The 17,449-nt window shown below is 43.6% G+C and carries 15 protein-coding genes; 4 read left to right on the forward strand and 11 right to left on the reverse strand.

Features of this window, described 5'->3' with window-relative positions:
- Positions 1 to 72: 72 nt before the first annotated feature.
- From BI182_RS13665 to BI182_RS13690, 6 genes are all read right to left on the reverse strand, one after another.
- Positions 73 to 918: a methylenetetrahydrofolate reductase gene (locus BI182_RS13665; RefSeq protein ID WP_286808655.1), complete on the reverse strand. Its 846-nt coding sequence runs from the start codon at positions 916 to 918 to the stop codon at positions 73 to 75.
- A gap of 230 nt (positions 919 to 1,148) precedes the next feature.
- A complete protein-coding gene (locus BI182_RS13670) occupies positions 1,149 to 2,543 on the reverse strand; it encodes an SLC13 family permease (protein WP_286808657.1) in 1,395 nt (464 codons plus the stop codon).
- A gap of 95 nt (positions 2,544 to 2,638) precedes the next feature.
- Complete coding sequence (locus BI182_RS13675) at positions 2,639 to 4,024, reverse strand: MFS transporter (RefSeq protein WP_286808659.1); 1,386 nt, start codon at positions 4,022 to 4,024, stop codon at positions 2,639 to 2,641.
- Between the two features lie 92 nt (positions 4,025 to 4,116).
- Positions 4,117 to 4,746 carry a cobalamin B12-binding domain-containing protein gene (locus BI182_RS13680; protein WP_286808661.1) on the reverse strand — a complete coding sequence of 210 codons (630 nt, stop codon included), beginning with the start codon at positions 4,744 to 4,746 and terminating at the stop codon, positions 4,117 to 4,119.
- 224 nt (positions 4,747 to 4,970) lie between these two features.
- Positions 4,971 to 5,768: a methyltetrahydrofolate cobalamin methyltransferase gene (locus tag BI182_RS13685; protein WP_286808662.1), complete on the reverse strand. Its 798-nt coding sequence runs from the start codon at positions 5,766 to 5,768 to the stop codon at positions 4,971 to 4,973.
- Between the two features lie 39 nt (positions 5,769 to 5,807).
- The gene (locus BI182_RS13690) at positions 5,808 to 6,788 is read right to left on the reverse strand and encodes a uroporphyrinogen decarboxylase family protein (RefSeq protein WP_286808663.1); all 981 of its coding nucleotides are present in this window, start codon (positions 6,786 to 6,788) and stop codon (positions 5,808 to 5,810) included.
- A gap of 202 nt (positions 6,789 to 6,990) precedes the next feature.
- Between BI182_RS13690 and BI182_RS13695 the strand changes: the two genes are divergently transcribed.
- Positions 6,991 to 7,635: a TetR/AcrR family transcriptional regulator gene (locus BI182_RS13695; RefSeq protein ID WP_286808665.1), complete on the forward strand. Its 645-nt coding sequence runs from the start codon at positions 6,991 to 6,993 to the stop codon at positions 7,633 to 7,635.
- Between the two features lie 92 nt (positions 7,636 to 7,727).
- A complete protein-coding gene (locus tag BI182_RS13700; protein WP_286808666.1) occupies positions 7,728 to 8,402 on the forward strand; it encodes a TetR/AcrR family transcriptional regulator in 675 nt (224 codons plus the stop codon).
- Positions 8,403 to 8,496: 94 nt separating this feature from the next.
- Here BI182_RS13700 and BI182_RS13705 read toward each other — a convergent pair whose 3' ends face one another.
- From BI182_RS13705 to BI182_RS13725, 5 genes are all read right to left on the reverse strand, one after another.
- Entirely contained in the window at positions 8,497 to 9,156 is a 660-nt protein-coding gene (locus BI182_RS13705; RefSeq protein WP_286808667.1) for an MBL fold metallo-hydrolase, read from the reverse strand.
- Between the two features lie 202 nt (positions 9,157 to 9,358).
- Positions 9,359 to 10,744: an MFS transporter gene (locus BI182_RS13710; protein WP_286808669.1), complete on the reverse strand. Its 1,386-nt coding sequence runs from the start codon at positions 10,742 to 10,744 to the stop codon at positions 9,359 to 9,361.
- 184 nt (positions 10,745 to 10,928) lie between these two features.
- Positions 10,929 to 11,558, reverse strand: a complete 630-nt coding sequence (locus BI182_RS13715; protein WP_286808671.1) for a cobalamin B12-binding domain-containing protein — start codon at positions 11,556 to 11,558, stop codon at positions 10,929 to 10,931.
- 36 nt (positions 11,559 to 11,594) lie between these two features.
- Positions 11,595 to 12,392, reverse strand: coding sequence for a methyltetrahydrofolate cobalamin methyltransferase (locus tag BI182_RS13720; protein WP_286808673.1), 798 nt, complete (start codon positions 12,390 to 12,392; stop codon positions 11,595 to 11,597).
- 2 nt (positions 12,393 to 12,394) lie between these two features.
- Positions 12,395 to 13,405 (reverse strand): uroporphyrinogen decarboxylase family protein, encoded by a 1,011-nt coding sequence (locus tag BI182_RS13725; RefSeq protein ID WP_286808675.1) that lies wholly within the window; start codon positions 13,403 to 13,405, stop codon positions 12,395 to 12,397.
- Between the two features lie 197 nt (positions 13,406 to 13,602).
- On the opposite strand from BI182_RS13725, the gene BI182_RS13730 reads away from it, so the two are divergent.
- The gene (locus BI182_RS13730; protein ID WP_286808677.1) at positions 13,603 to 15,126 is read left to right on the forward strand and encodes a PucR family transcriptional regulator; all 1,524 of its coding nucleotides are present in this window, start codon (positions 13,603 to 13,605) and stop codon (positions 15,124 to 15,126) included.
- Between the two features lie 102 nt (positions 15,127 to 15,228).
- Positions 15,229 to 17,154: an oxidoreductase gene (locus BI182_RS13735; protein ID WP_286808678.1), complete on the forward strand. Its 1,926-nt coding sequence runs from the start codon at positions 15,229 to 15,231 to the stop codon at positions 17,152 to 17,154.
- The last annotated feature ends 295 nt before the right edge of the window (positions 17,155 to 17,449 follow it).

Below are 17,449 nucleotides of genomic sequence, written 5' to 3' on the forward strand. Positions count from 1 at the left end.
ATAGTTCTATTATAATAGAAAAGCGACAAAATAGCCATCTTGTCGCTTGATTGTTTTTATTTAATTTTAAATCTAATTGTTATTGGCCAACGAAGCCATCGTTAATACCTCTGAAATTGTGCTTGTATTATTGCCACCCAAAAAATGAAATCCATTGATCCCCAATTTTTTTAACGCATCAATTTGTTTAATCGTATAGTCTATCCCAGCTTTTTTAAAGTCCTGGGGATCATCACCATAACGCCCAATAATTTTTGACAATTCTTTTGGTATCGAGATGCCATTTGCAAAACTGAGTTGTAATATTCTATTCTTATTCGTAACCGGTAAAATACTGATGTCAACAGGTAAATGAATATCATTTTTCTGACAAAGATCCAACCAGTTCGCAATCGCATATCCATCAAAACATATTTGAGTAATGATCTTATCAGCCCCAAACTCCTGCTTTAATTTTAAATGCTTGATATCGGTTTTAACCGAATCAGCCAAAATGTGAGTTTCAGGATATCCCGCAACAGAGACATGCATATCGGGGTTTAGCTTTTTTATTGTCTTAATAAAACTAAAACTATTAGGGAATGCGTCGTTTCTTTGCGAATGGTACTTGGAATCCCCCCTTATAACAAAATAATGCTCAATCCCAATTGAAACATAAGTTTTTAGACGATCCGTCAGTTCTTTTTTTTTCTTATCACCAATTGCAAAGTGTGTCATCGGAATCGTTCGTTTATCCAACTTCAGTAGTCTGCACATTTCTAAATTACGCTCAAAACTTACATCTTTTATCCCACTGATACTACAGCTGATATAGTTCGGATTAAATGAACAAAGTTGATCAATTTTCTTTTTTTGACTCTGAATCTTCTGGATACTTTGTATCGGACTTATTTCAAATGAAATAACCATTTTTTTCATCTCGCTTTCTGCATTCTATTTTCAGCGATTTAATCATCAGCGTCCCCGTGTGTTCATGGTTCACAATGCCCTTATTAAACATCGCACCGCTCTTTTGTGATGATCGTTACTCGTTCCATTATAATAGAAAAGCGACAAAATAGCCATCTTGTCGCTTGATTGTTTTTATTTAATTTTAGGATTCATGCATGTTGCGCTGATCCGTTTAACGCCAGCTTACAATCGTTTTGCTAAACGATTCCGGAAATCAATCCGGCCAATGGCAGCCACAAGGTTGCTAAGATAATAAAGGCCAGCTGCATCCAGATGGTTGCCTTGGGCATATCGGTCATTTTGTAATAACCAGAGGTGTAGGTGATTAGCGGAATTGTATCAATGGGAAACAGATAACAGTTTCCGGCGCATAAACCCAAAGTAATAATTAATAGGGCTGGACTAATCTCCATGGTGGCAGCCAAACTGACAATCACTGGCGTCAGCACCCCGATCAGGGCCGGAGCCACCGGAACAATCAGCATGATCACAAAAATCATCACGGCTACAAAAAAGACCCCTCCCATGGTCGACAGTGACAGTGACAAGGGCAGTACATAAGTAACAAACCACTCACTGACGCCATTGGCGACAATGGTGTTGGCAATACATAAGACTGTTCCGATCAGGATAAAGGAGGTCCAGCTAACGGCCTTCATGTACTGTTCCCAGGTGAGAATCCTGATTCCGGGCAGAAAAAACAAGGTACAACCAAAAAGTGAGACCACGGCCACCTCGATAACCGGAAAAAACGAGCTCATCATCCAGAACAGCATCATCACCACAGCAATGATGATCACCTTTACTTCCCGCTGACTGATCTTTTCAGAAACGGCAATCCCATTGAGATAGACTTTTATTTCATTGGCGTCAATTTCTGTCGGCGGATGAATTTTTATCAGGATAAACCATGCCAGCGGAACCATCACCACAACAATTGGAATGGCACAGACCATCCATTGAATAAAGGTAATCTGAATTCCGGCAATACTTTGCAGCAAGCCAATTGTTAAAATATTAATACCACTACCGGCCGGGGTCATCAGGCCGCCCAGCATGACAGCAATCGGAATTCCCATCATCAGCGATTTAGCAGTTTGATGGCGGTCGGTTTCATTTTTAAACAGCTTCAGAAAGCTGGCTCCGATCCCCATGAACACCACCACCGTCGGCACATCAGTGACAATCGACGAGACCGTAGCGGCTGCAATCATGATTGCCAGAACACAGGTTTTAACATTACGCCCGAACGTTTTTAACAGACCATGCAGCACCCGTTTGACAATCGGAGTCGATGATACCGCTTCGGCCAAGCCAAACGAGGCCAACACAAAAAATAAAATCGTATTGGTAAAGCCGCCCAGGGCCGTACCCAGATTCTTGGTAACTCCCAGGGTCGGCAGCAAGGCCAAACACAAAAAACAAATAACGCCTACCGGCAAGGCTTCGGTGATCAGCATGATCAAAAAGAAAAGCAGCAAGCCGATTGTGATCATCCCATTATTACTAAGACCTTCCGGGATCGGCAGAAAATAAAAAGTGATCAACACCGCAATACTGAAAATCATCCCGATAATCTGTTTTTTATTCATACATCCCCTCGTCACTTGTGATTATTAATTACAGGTGCTGCTCAATCTTTTTAGGAAAAGAGCAGCACCGATCAAAAGCATTTTGATTTCAGTAATTATTCAACTATTGCCTGTCGTTCATCAATTTCTTTCTGATAATTGGTAATTTTATCCCGGGTCAATCGGTAACCCACCGTCAGCAGCACCGCGCCGACCAGAATTCCGATCCCCGGAATTATCACAAACAACTGAACAATTCCGGCCTTTAATTCGGGCGTAGCCGTCGCGGGATCCATTTTGGCCACAAAACCAACTGCCGCAAGCACCGCCGGGATGATCGCTCCTTTGATCAGATTACCGATTTTTAACGGTAAATTCATTAACCCCATAATCCAGCCGGAGGCTTTTGATCCAGTTTTCCATTCACTGTAGATAACAGTATCGCTGTACATTGCTGAAATCAGGGCGTAAATAAAACCAAGGAAGAATTGCGCACAGGACAACAGAATCAGTACGACCACGAGATTCGTGGCGAAAAACTGACTAATCAGAAGGAATCCACCCAGCGCATAAAACCCGACAATCCCGGCTGTACGGGTTGAGAATTTGGCAGCAGCATTTTTACTCAGATAGGCTCCAACCAGTGCCATGCCGTTTGCAACCAGCAGATATGTTGTGAACATCGGCACATTATTACTTACATAGGTAAAGAAATAAACCGCTGTTCCAGCCATAACAAAGTTGACAATCCATCGGCTCAGATCCGCCAGCAACAATACCAGTAAATGAGGGTTCTGCACCAGTGATTTTGCCATATCTTTGATAGACGTTTTTTCTTTCTTTTTCTTTTCTGTGCCGGTATTTTCATTGATTTCTTCATAACCGTCGGTCATTTTAAAATGGGCAAAGTAGGTAGCCCAATAAATCAAACACATGGCCAATGCCACCAGAGTGAATCCCAATACCGGATTGTTAATGGCTGTTCCGATATATAATACCGTCGATAAACCAACCAGTGAAAAGGCAATTTTCCCGGCATTGTTGTAGGCTCCTCGGGTTGCTGACAATTGGGCCCGGTCTTCCGGTGTACTGGAAATGGTTGGAATCAGCGCAACATTGGCAACATATGAAAAATTCCAGGCAATGTGACCAATCAGATAAGATCCGATAATAATTGCCACTGGCACCATTCCAGCACCAATAACCGTAAATTCCAGGGTATAAAACAGGGTAACAATTGGCGGGATGACCAATAACCAGGATCGATAGCGACCCCATTTCATCGGTTTCATCCCATCGATAATACCGCCGTAGAAAGGTGACAGGATCACATCAATCATACTTGTTGACGTCATAATCAGTGCCGTAGTGGCTAAATCAAATTTTGCCACATTGGTCAGAAAGTACGCCATATAATAGAGCTCCACATTGGCCATCAACGTGAATCCAAAATCACCAATCCCGTAAAATCGCTTGAGTGCATTACTTAACGGTTTTTTCATTTTCTTCTCCTTCAAATTTTTATTTTTCGGTAATTCCACAATCAGGCCATCATTTTTTGGTGGCTTAATTAACGTTCACCAATGGAAACAAGTTAAGCCATGACTAATTCTTTGGCTTTCACAGCGGCACTGCCAGCATCTGGTGCATAACCATCGGCTCCGATTTCAGCAGCATATTCCGGCGTCACCGGTGCCCCGCCGACAATGACCTTCATTTCTGGCAAGGCTGCTTTAATGGTCTGAACTGCTTCTTTTAAGGCTGGCATGGTCGTTGTCAACAGACCCGAACAGGCCACCAGAACGACATGTTCATTTTCTTTAACTGCGGTGACAAAATTTTCGGCTGGAACATCGACGCCCAGATCAACCATATCAAATCCGGCACTTTCGATCATCATTGAAACCAGATTTTTACCAATATCGTGGAGGTCTCCGGCCACTGTTCCAATGATGCAGGTGCCCAGTGAGTTAGATCCCTCGCCAGCCATCAATGGTTTTAACACTTCCACCCCTTTGGACATGGCTTTAGCAGCAATCAGCATTTCCGGCACAAAAATTTCGCCGGCTGAGAATTTATCACCCACCACACCCATGGAAGCGATCATCGCATCCAGAATATCCTGCGCTTTATCGCCGGCATCCAGAGCTTCCTGGACCGCTGCGGCAACCTTCTTTGATTTACCGGTTTCAACCAAACCTTTTACATCTTCAATTTTTGACATGTTTTTTCTCCTTGATTTGAATTTAAACTCTTATTTTTATTTAATCCACCCGGAACCTGTGTGAGTGCCGGGCTTTGTTGTAACTTATAAAACGAACATTTATTGCTTTGATGTCGGTATACGCAAACTATTTCGTAACGTGTAGGCGAACAGGCGATAGCCTGTACGCCGTACAGTGCAGAAATTGTTTGGCGTAAACCGGCAGCGAAGCCAACGGCCCTTGTTTATTTTACAAAAATACCTTCCCGGAAGGCACCGATATATTCCATGCAATATTCATCTTCACCCATCATCGCTTCAGTGGCAAAGAGCATTCCCATCATGTCCTTGTTCAGCGGATCAAGAATAAAGCTGTCCATCCCGGCACTCATGGCCAGAACGGCAAAGGCCTGATTGGCAATCCGGCGAGCTGGCAGGTTGAAGGAAATATTACTGACGGCACCGGTGACATGAATGGTTGAATATTGTTTCTTGATTTCCCGGATCACTTCGGTCACCATGGTGATACCGTCTTCTGACGTGCACAGCATTTCAATCAAAGGATCGATGTGCATCCGGGATGGATCGATATTGTATTCCTTGCATTTTGCCATTAAGTCGCTAAATACTTCCAGACGATCCTTGGCGGTTTTGGGGATACCCTTGTCACTGTTAAGCAAAGCCACACATTCCCATTTGGTATCAGCCAGCACTTTAAAGGCCACATCGACCTTATCACCTTCCAGTGATACCGAGTTAAACAGTCCTGGCTTATTGCAGTATTTCATCGATTCAATACAGGTATAAACATTGGGGCTGTCCACCGCAATCGGCACATCGGTGGCATCCTGAACGATGTCAATCAGCCATTTCATCGTTTCCAGTTCGATATCATCGTCAACTGAAGCACAGACGTCGATGAAATCAGCTCCGGCTTCCGCCTGCCTGATGGCCAGGTTGCGGATGAACTCAGCATCTTTTTGGGCAATCGCCTTCCCGGTTGAGGGAATGGCGCCGTTAATTTTTTCGCCAATAATGATCAATTTTTTTCCTCCAAAATTTGAGATTTTATTTTTCTGCGATTAAAACAGTTCCGCACTCATCTGATCGATGGCTTTTGAGGTCGCTTCATAAACGCCCGGGAAGGAACTGATCGGGGCACCCTGACTGAGGTTGGGAATAAAGTAAAGCTTGCCGCATTCTTTGCAGGCCCGCTCCACATGTTCCATAACGATTTCCGATGTCCAGTCAGGAAAATCAATTTCACCGCTGTGAAGGCCGCCCATAAATGAAATCTGTCCGCCGTATTCTTTGATCAGCTCGGGAATATTGTTGGTATTCATGACCCCCTGCCAGATGTCAATCCCCATTTCAATCATAAATGGCACCAGGTTCACGCCATAGCTGTCGCTGTGGTGGACAATCAGCTCCACGCCGTTATCCTTATAGAAGCCATAGATTTTTTTGTAGGCCGGTAAAATAAATTCCTTAAAGGTTTCCGGCGACATAAAAGATGAAATCTGACTACCCCAGTCATCGTGATGAAAAAGCGCATCGGGATGAAGGTTTTCGACAATCTGCTTGGCATAGGCCAGCTCATACTCTGTCAGATACTCAATCAGTTCATGCATGGCTTCCGGTTCTTCATAGTAACTCATTAAGGCGTCTTCCATCCCCATCAGATAATGGGTCAGCTCAAAGATTCCCGGTGTCACAAAAGCGGTCACAAATTTCTCATCGCGATCAACTGCCTTGGCATGGGCAATGGCTTCGGTCCAGCGCTCGGCCGGATAATCGACTGACGGCGCTTTGACGTATTCCCGCCACTGGGTGATGTCATCCAGGACTTTATAACCTTTTTCATGAACCGGAAAAGAGCCAATCTGACCTTCCGGCCAACGAATGGTAATCCCCCAGGCATTTTTGACTTCGGTCCCTTTTGGTGTCATAAAGGCTTCTTTGGGCGCTTCTCTGATCAGCTCCAGAAATTCATACTGATTGACAAACCGATCCGGCTGGCCACCTTTAATCGTTTCCATTAAATTCTGTCTTTTTGTTAGCATTTCATTCTCCTTTTAAGATAATTCCCAATCGGCGCAAACCGATTTCGTACATTATTTATTTTGTACTATATTAGCACATCTGAAATGCGAACGCAATCCTTTTTGTACATTTATTTTTTTGTACGATTATTTTTATGTAACCAATTCGATCCTTGTGTGCTATAATAAATTCAAACATAAACGAATATCATAAAGAGGATCTATGAAAAAATATAAAAAAGGCTTCCAAACCGAACAAATCATACTTCAAACTGCCAAACAATTATTTTATAAAAACGGCTATACCAAAACCTCGATGCGGGACATTTGCGCCGAAACCGGTATTCAGTTGGGAACACTGACTTATTATTTTAAGAAAAAAAAGGACCTTGCCGAACGAATCTATTCAGAATTCATTGTCAGACTATTGTCCTTTGTCCGAACCAACACCTATCATGATAAAATGAATGGCATCCAAATCAATTTTCACAAACAGATCTACCATTACCATGCTATTTACAGCGATCCCCAAACCCGGTCCTTTCATGCTGAAATGCTCCACTCTGAATATATTTACCAGGAAATTATCCTGAAATTATATAATCCCTATTTTCGGGATCTGCCCAACCGGATGACTAAAGAGGACTTCGATACCGCTGTCTTTGCCGATTCCTGTCTTCGTAAAGAATTCGGCCTGCAATATATCAACGCCCCGCAAGCTAAAACAGTCACGGAACTGTACGTCACCATTCAGACCATGACGGGCCGTTTAATGCGAATTCCTGAAGAAACCACAAAGCAGTACATCCAGGAAGCCCTGACCTTTTTTGAAAACCATGATGGCTCAGCAATCCGACTCTTGCTTTGATTTAAAATGCGTTACTTAGAACACAGCTACACTACCCAGTTATTCGGCGCAATATTTTAACAAATCATCAATTTTTTAAGGATAGGAAGACAATGGCCAGTTATAAAAAAAGTATCGAAACAAAAGATAAAATTATCAAAACCGCATCGGCCCTGTTTTATAACCAGGGCTACTCTGCCACCACCATCCGGGATATTGCCAGAGATTCTGGTCTCTCGCTGAGCCGATTAAATTATCATTTCAACAGCAAAGCCGAGGTGGCCGGGGTCATCTGCAAAAAATTTCTCAGAAATTTGAATACCGAATTATTTGAAGTCATTCCAGTCAAGCACGATAAAATCCTTCGTGACACCATTCACATCCGAACCTGGATAAAAATATTTCATTCCCATAACCCAACCATGAACTTTTATTATGAGCTGGCTTGTGAGAATATTCTCAGCGAACTATTAATTGAATCGGATCACCAGCATTTTATCGAGCAGGCTGATTTTCTGAAACTCAATCTGGATTCACAAACCCTGCGGATGTATGCTCACATTTTTGTCGCCTCGCTGGTTCAGTTGATCCGGGCTAAAAAAGAAGGGGATGTTACCGTAAAGACCGAAGCGATCATCGATATGTGCAATATTCTCCATCTCAAGCTGCTGGGATTGAATCAACTTGAACGGGACAAGATTATTGCGGAGGCCAAAAAATATGCCAGTCGGATTGAGTATGCGATGACTGATTTGTCATCGATCCGGCTGGAGTATCATGAAGCATAATCACTACAACAAAGCCTGGAAGCAAAAACAAAACAGGTGGTCGCTAATCAATTGTTGATTAGCACCACCTGTTTTATTATGATTTTGATTATCCTTAGAACAAGTTAATAATGTCTTGCTTTGAAAATGGTCCCCCATGTGCCGAATAAAAAGCATCACTTGTTTTTGTCATTTTTTTGATATTATCGACCATTTTTTCAAAATCAGTCGCAAAAACGCCTAGACAGATTTCTCCATTAAAAGGATTACTCATCACCATATCGCCGATAAATGCTTCACCAGAATCAAGAAGAACAGACAACGAGCAGTTGCTGTGCCCAGGTGTATAAATCACTTTGCCTGATATCCCAAATGGACTTAAATCAAATTCATCATCAATGACGATATCTGGTTCAACTGGCGTAGGGTTTGGTTGAATTAAATCAGGCATTACTTTTAAGAATTCCCGCCCCACTTCTCCGCTTGGGATATATTCTGGGTCAATTGCTGTTTTCAATGCTTGAACGGCATTTTTATGACATAACACTTTGGCCCCAGTTATTTCTTTTAATTCTTTGGCTCTCCCATAGTGATCCCAATGTCCGTGGGTGACCACAATCAGTCTAATTTTTTCCGGATCGATATTCTGTTCAGAAAATGCTTTTAAATAGGGTTCAATACTTTTTTCGGCACCAGTATCGATCATTATCATTCCACCATCCTCAAGAATAAATAAATTTGCAACACCAAATTGAATTGATTTAACTGTGACCATAATTTCTTCTCCTTGTTTAAATTTACAGGATATAAATGCACTAATTCCCCTATTGCTAGTTTCTGTCAACGGTTAAGTCTGTCAATCTTATAATGTTTCCCGTGTAAAAGTAAGTAAATTACTTCACCAATGTCAATTAATGACTGACTCGCCGATCATTATCTCTTAATTTAAACGTATGCAATTTATTTTCAGAAGCTAATTAATTTGTTTCGATAGTTGTATTCGTGTTTTTACGTGCTTCAATTTCTTTTCTCATCTCAATAACATCGCTATCTTTCATTTTTAAAAGCAGCAGAGGTAAAATCCCGACTGCAATTAAAATTGCCGGAATAGCAAAGAATGCCATAGACATGTTGCCAATAGTCTGTTCGGTCACCGTCATTTGTGCACTGTAACCGATAAAACCAAGGACAAAGGTGATGATCAAACCACGAATAAATTGTGACGTCTTAATTGAGAATGATAGCAAACCCATGATAAATCCGGTTGTATTTTTTTTAGTTGTAAACTCCGCATAAGTTGCCGAATTAGCGTATAAACTTGTTGTCAAACCAAATGAAACCCCATAGCAAATCTGACTCAAGCCCAGACATACCATCACTGTCATTACATTGGGAGAGACCAACATTGCTACTACCATAAAAGCCGACGCCCCAGCCAAGCCAACTACGGAGGTTCCTTTTGTCCCGAACTTTGTTACAAATGTTTTTGATAACAGTGCCCCCAGTAAACAACCAATGTTGAGAACTAGCAGCATATTCCCCACTCCAGCGGGATCTTTCAAGACAATTTTACTGTAATAAGCCACCATTGCCATCATCGCATAATAACCGCTGAGGCGGAAAAAATCACAGAACAGGACTGAAATCAATGGTGGATTTTGGCCAACGCCTTTAAACATATCAATAATGGTTACCTTCTGTTGCGGGCTGTTTTCTTTTTTTACTTCCTGAGGCAGATCATATCCTTCGGTTATTTTAAAATGGATGAAATAACCGATACACATCAGCACACTGGTAACCAGTGCCGTGCAAGTATAACCGACCAGTTGATTGCCACCCCCTACATTGGTGGCAAAGAAGAGAATCATGACGATTATCAGCTTTGAACCGATGATCCGGCCAGCATTCATCCAAGCCGCAATTCTACCGGAGATATGAGCCCGTTCGGTGGGGTCATCAGTTACTGCCCCGGCCAGGGCCCGGTTAGCGGTATAGAAAATATTCCATAACGTATGTGAAATTAAGTAGCAGACAGTAAAAATAATAGCGGACGTTGTTGCGGTACCGAATTGGGTAAATTGCAGGACAAAGAAGATCGATGCAATCGCCGGACCAACCAGTAGCCAGGAACGATATTTGCCCCATTTCATATTAGATTTATCAACAATACCGCCGGCGATAAACGAGGTGATCAAATCGCCTAAACTGGTAATTGATATAATCGTTCCTGCTACAGCAATATCGAGTTTTAAAACATCCGTTAAAAACACCATCAAAAAAGCAATTTCCAGAACTACCATCAGCGAAAAAAACATGTCCCCAACGCCAAAGAAATTCTTGATTTTATTATTCATTCTGATCATCTTTTTGATCCTCCAGATCTAATTATATTATTAAACGTTTTCTTTCTAAATTAACTGACGCCTTCGACCCCAATCGGTACTCAAAGCAGACCTTCGAGCCCGACGAGGTTCGTCTTTCTGAACGACAAAGTCCGGTAAAATATAGCGACTTTATCAATCTGAAAAATTAAAGGGTTCAAGAAAACTAAACGACCAGTTCCTTTGCTGTCACGGCTGCACTGCCGGCATCAGGGGCAAATCCGTCGGCACCGATTTCTTGGGCAAATTCAGCGGTAACTGGAGCTCCACCGACAATGACTTTAAATCCGGTCAAGCCGCTGGCTTTAATCGTTGCGACCGCTTCTCGCAAGGATGGCATGGTGGTCGTCAGAAGGGCCGAACAGGCGACCAAAGTTACATTTTCATTTTCTTTAATGGCCTCCACAAATCTTTCAGCTGGCACATCCACCCCAAGATCCACCATGGTAAAACCGGCACTTTCAATCATCATAGTTACCAGATTTTTACCAATATCGTGGAGATCCCCAGCTACGGTCCCGATGATACAGGTTCCCAATGATGTAGAGTTGTCCCCAGCCAATAACGGTCTTAAAACATCCACACCTTTTGCCATAGATTTAGCGGCAATCAGCATTTCCGGTACAAAGATTTCCCCGGAAGAGAATTTATCACCAACCACACTCATGGAAGCAATCATGGCTTCTAGAATTTCACTGGCCTTTGCTCCCCCATCTAGGGCTTCCTGCACAGCTGCTGCCACTTTTTTTGACTTACCGGTTTCGACTAAACTTTTTACTTCTTCAATTTTTGACATTTTTTTCTCCTTAATTTTTTTAATTGTGTGCTCTGACTATTTTACAAAAATACCTGCGCGGAAGGCGCCGATGTATTCCATACAGTATTCGTCTTCCCCCATCATCGCTTCGGTGGCAAAGAGCATCCCCATCATGTCTTTGTTCAGTGGATCGAGGATGAAGCTATCCATCCCGGCGCTCATGGCCAGGACCGCAAAGGCCTGGTTGGCAATCCGTCGGGCCGGCAGGTTGAAAGAAATATTGCTGACGGCACCGGTGACATGAATGGTCGGATATTGGGCTTTGATGCCACGAATGACCTCGATCACCATGGTAATGCCATCTTCCGAGGTACACAGCATTTCAATCAATGGATCGATGTGCATTCTTGACGGATCAATATTGTATTCTTTGACCTTAACCATCAGATCGGCAAAGACATCCAACCGATCTTTGGCGGTTTTGGGAATTCCCTTATCACTGTTAAGCAGCGCGACGCATTCCCATTTAGTGTCGGCAATAGCTTTAAAGGCCACGTCGACCTTATCATCTTCTAAGGAAACTGAATTAAACAACCCTGGTTTATGACAGTATTTCATCGATTCGATGCAAGTGTAGACATTGGGGCTGTCTACGGCGATTGGTACGTCGGTGGCATCCTGAACGATATCGATCAGCCATTTCATGGTTTCCAGTTCGATGTCATCATCCACTGAAGCGCAGACATCTATAAAATCTGCTCCGGCTTCCGCCTGTTTGATGGCCAGGTTTTTAACAAATTCGGCATCTTTAGCCTCAATCGCTTTCGCAGTCGAAGGGATGGCGCCGTTTATTTTTTCTCCAATAATGATCAATTTTAAACCTCCAGATCAGGAACATACTCGATGCCGGCTTTTTTTGCATCCATAAACGGTTTCCCGTGTTTTTTGATAAATTCCAGACAAATGACTTCATTGGCGGGATTCAAGCTGTATGCTGGAGTTGAATCGATAATCAGTCCGGTTCCATCGCTGGCCAGCATATTCATCCACTCGACAACCATTTTTTCAATCGCCTGACGGCTTGAACCGGCTTTGCCGAGAACTCCCTGGGTATCCAGCCCTGGCATGAAGACAATTTTGTCACCGTATTCTTTTTTTATCTGAACGAGGTCATTACAATTCATAACACTGTCCCAGCCATCAAAACCGCAATCCAGCCAATCTGGAATCAATTTTTCAATGCGACCACAGCTGTGATGGATTATATATTTATAGCCGATTTCCCGCGCTGCGGCAACGATCCGCTTATATTCAGGGAAAAGGTATTGATTATAAAAATCCGTCGACAGAAACTGCGAAGCCTGGGTAGCCATATCATCATGGTAAACCAGAATGTCCGGTTTAACGATTTCATATACTTTTTTATACAGTCGGATTTTATGCTCGGTCAAAGCTTTGAGCATTTCGCCAAACTCCTCCGGCTCTTCCATACAGGCACAGAGGGCATTTTCAAAACCCATTAAAATGTGAGACCGTTCAAAAATACCAATCAGCGACACATATTGGATCATTTTTTCATCCCGATTTGTAAAAGCTTTGGTTTCTTCAATCATTGGAGTAAAGTCTACCTTTTCAAGATCAGGTATATTGATTTTTCCCCGCCAATCCTCAAGATCTTCAAACTTGATATCACTGGTGTCCGGGTGGGTCAAGTTAAGAGATGATGGGCAGCTGATCCAATGACATCCCCAGGCGTCATGACCGGTGGTCATAATTGGTCGTTCAACAACATAATCTCGGATGCCATAGGCATCGCTCCCCAGATGCGGAATATGGTCCGGTTGTTTGTGCTGAAAAATCAATTCCATGTTTTCGCGTTCAGTCATTTTGTTTCTCCTTTATTTCTTTTTTGTTTTTTTCAACAATTTGACTTTATTAAGATCAGTGCATTATACTAGAGGCACAGCTTTTCTTGAAATTGTTGTTATTCGTATTATCATATTATTTACAAAATTAAACATCGGACGGTTGGACAGATAAAATAAAAAAAAACTGTGCGATCTGCACAGTAGCGGAGATGAAAATGAAGATTTCATTACAGGTTATTCTGGAAAGATTGAATTTAAAAGAGCATGCAGCTTCACTAAAATCACCATATAACAGTGTTTTTGAAGATATTCGACTGCTTTCGCCTGATCTAAAAGCCCTCGAAGCAGGCATTTTATATGTTGGCAATTGTCCCCCTGAAAACGGTGTTATTATTGAGCACGGCAGTGGTCTTTGCCTGCTGAACAGTACCGGTTCATGCCCCTGTGATGTTCTTTTTATTCGCAGTGACCAATCCTTTCTGGATTTATTTAACCGGATCTCACAAATATTTTTCCGGTTTCGGACACAATTTGAACAACTGACGCAAGCCATTCTGCAGAAAAAGGGTTTTCAAAAAGTAATTGAGCTTGCTTTTGATATTTGTGGCAACCCGGTTTATCTGGTCGATTCCAGTTTTAAGGTGCTGGGAATTTATGGACCAGAGACCATGCCGGAGATGAGTGCGACCTGGCGGCGGCTTTTAAGTGACGGTTATATGCCCTATGATGTCGTGATGAAGCTGATTGAAAGCAACGAGTTGCAAACAATGGAAACCGGCATCTGCGCTGATTTGATTTTATCGAACTATTTCTATATCCCCTTTATAAATTATAACATCCGCTACAAAGGCCGTATTCAGGGACATTTTTTTGTGGTGGGGATGTTCAAAAAAATCACCCCAGGAGATATTGAACTGACAAATCTGGTTGGACCCTACCTTCTCGATGCGATCCGCTCCGATCCCAATTTTCAAGCCACCCGGGGGCGATACTATGAACACTTTATCATTGACATGCTGGAAGGCAAAAATATTCGTGCCGAGTATCTCGCTGACCAGGTAGAAGCCCTGCAATTGGATCTCAATGATTTCTTCACCATTGTTAAAATCAAACCACAACAGCATGATGAACTGCGAAACGAGCAGATTGCCCGCCAACTGGAAAATTTCAACGGCAGCAAACCGGTGCACTATGATGACAGCATTGTCGGAATTTTTTCGGGAAAACAGTACCAACAAAGAAATCTCTACGAAAAACTGGGACAAATCAGCTCCAATTTGAATTGTCACATTGGGATCAGTGATGAAATACAGGGCTTTGTAAATTTACCTATTCAGTATCTTCAAGCCTCTAACGCAATTACCTTGGGCCGCTTGATGGAATTGCCCGAAACGATTTATTCCTATCAGGATGTGATGCGCTATTATCCATTATTATTTATCCAAAATAAAAAAGACTTAATCTCAATGTGCCACCCAGGCGTTATGATCCTTCGCTCCTACGACGCCGAACATGATTCAAAATATATTGAAACCCTGGAAACCTACTTAAAAAATGAACGTCATAGTCTGCCCACGGCCACTGATCTTCATATCCATCGCAATACCCTAACGTATCGGCTAGAGAAAATCGAAGCGCTTTTCCATTTTAATCTGGAAGACGCTTTTGAGCGGGAACGCATCATCCTGACCCAGAATATTCTCTCCTATCTTAACCACGCTTCCTTTGCAACCGAATAAGCAAAAAAATTTCTTTGTTAATTTTTTAATTAACAGCTTGACCTTGAAGTGACTTGAGGGTTTATCCTATGAGTAAATCCAAATATGAAAACGAGGTACAAAATGTTTACTAAATTGTTTACACCAAAGAAAATCAATCAGTGTGAGATTCCCAATCGTCTGGCAGTCACCGCCATGGTGGCCAATTACTGCAATGAAGACGGCACCGCCACCGATCGTTATATTGCCTATCACGAAGCCAAGGCCAAGGGCGGCTGGGGCTTGATTATTACCGAAGATTATGCCGTCAGCCAACATGCCATGGGCTATCAGTTTATTGCCGGGCTGTGGAATGATGATCAGATTGCCAGTCACAAAAAACTGACCGACACCATTCATCAGTATGATTCCAAAATCTTTGCCCAGATCTATCATGCCGGCCGTCAAAGCGCCAGCTTCGTAAATGGCGGCGTTCAGCCGGTGGCGCCATCGGCAATCCCCTGTCCGTGGTTGCGGCAACTGCCCCGGGAGCTGACCATTCCAGAGATTGAACAGATTGTTGAAGATTTTGGCGACTGTGCCTTACGGGCTAAACAGGCCGGCTTTGATGGCATCGAAGTGCATGCCGGACATGGCTATTTAATTGCCGAATTCATGTCCACCTATGTCAATAAACGTACTGATAAATACGGCGGTTGTCTGGATAATCGCTTACGCTTTGTTAAAGAAATCTATACCAATATCCGCGGCAAGGTCGGCGACGATTTCCCGGTCATGATCCGTTTTTCGGCTGACGAAGTGGTTCAGGGCGGTCGCGACATTTCTGAATCCCGGGTCCTGGCTAAATTGTTTGCCGAATGGGGTTTTGATGCCCTGCATGTTTCCAGTGGTGCCTATGGCGATCATAATAAGGGGATTGTTTCGCCGATGTATGTCTCCCATGCCTGGACTGTCGATTTTGCTGCCGAGATCAAACAGATCGTCGACATCCCGGTCTTTACGGTCAACCGCATCAATGATCCCCGCATGGCTGATGGTCTGCTGGAAATGGGCAAAGCCGATTTCATCGGAATGGGCCGGGGCTCTTTGGCCGATCCCGATCTGCCGAACAAGGCGAAAGCTGGCGATTTAACCGCGATCCGCTACTGCATCGGTTGTATGCAGGGCTGCGTTGGTAAATTACTGGTGGGTGAAGCCATCACCTGTCTGGTCAATCCCTCCCTGGGTCAAGAATATCAGTTGGATTACAGCAAAGCCGCTGCACCAAAAAAAGTCCTGATTGCCGGCGGCGGACCCGGTGGCCTGGAAGCGGCCCGGGCCGCGGCGATCAAAGGCCACGAGGTCACGCTTTATGAGCAGGGCAGCTTTTTAGGCGGTCAATTTAAATCCGCCGCTTATCCCCCCTGCAAGGGTGAGTTGGCCACTTATACCAACTGGATCACGAGCGAACTGGATCAGTTGGGCGTAACGATTCATCTCAACCGCCAAGTGACTAAAGAACTGGTCGCCGCTGAAAAACCGGATACTGTTATCGTCGCCACCGGCGGAATCCCCTGCAAACCACCGATCAAAGGGATCGACAAAGCCCTGGTTGTCACCGCGGAGGATGCCTTACTGGGCAACGTGGCCACCGGTGATCAGATCGTTGTCGCTGGCGGCGGTGAGGTCGGTTCGGAAACGGCGGCGCATCTGGCGATGCAGCAACGGGATGTGACCATCATCGAAATGCTACCCAAGATCTGCAGCGATCTCGATGGCGTCAACAAGTTCAATCTGATGAAAATTCTCCGCGAATATGAGGTCAACCAAATGACCCAAACCAAAGTGGTCGAAATTCTGGATGATGGGGTAATCATCGAAAACAGTCAGGGCCAGCAGACCCTGCCAGCCGATACCGTCGTCATCGCTTTAGGCTACCGTCCCAACAACCAGCTGGCCGAAGCATTATCAGCTGTTCACAACCACGTCATCGTCGTTGGCGGGGCTGTTAAAACCAGCAATGCCATGGTGGCAATCAATGACGGCTTTAATGCCGGCTTGTCGCTGTAACCCCCACTACACCGCTAACAATTAAAGATAAAAAAAAGGATCGGTGCTTGTAAAAGCCCTATCCTTCAGACTATCAAAAAAAATAACCCAGTACCGACAATTGTTACATCATGTTGTACGCATCGGAGCGGACACGGCATCGCCTGTCCGATTCCGCAGCGAACAACAGATTAACAATTGGTCGGTACGGTAGTTTAGCGACAACCTCAACGGATAGGTGCTTTTTTAAAGCCCTATCCTTTTTTATTTGTCTTAGTGTATAAATGTGATACAATGAAAAAAACCTGAAGCCACT

The sequence above is a fragment of the Acetobacterium sp. MES1 genome (assembly GCF_002237635.1).
GTDB lineage: Bacteria > Bacillota > Clostridia > Eubacteriales > Eubacteriaceae > Acetobacterium > Acetobacterium wieringae.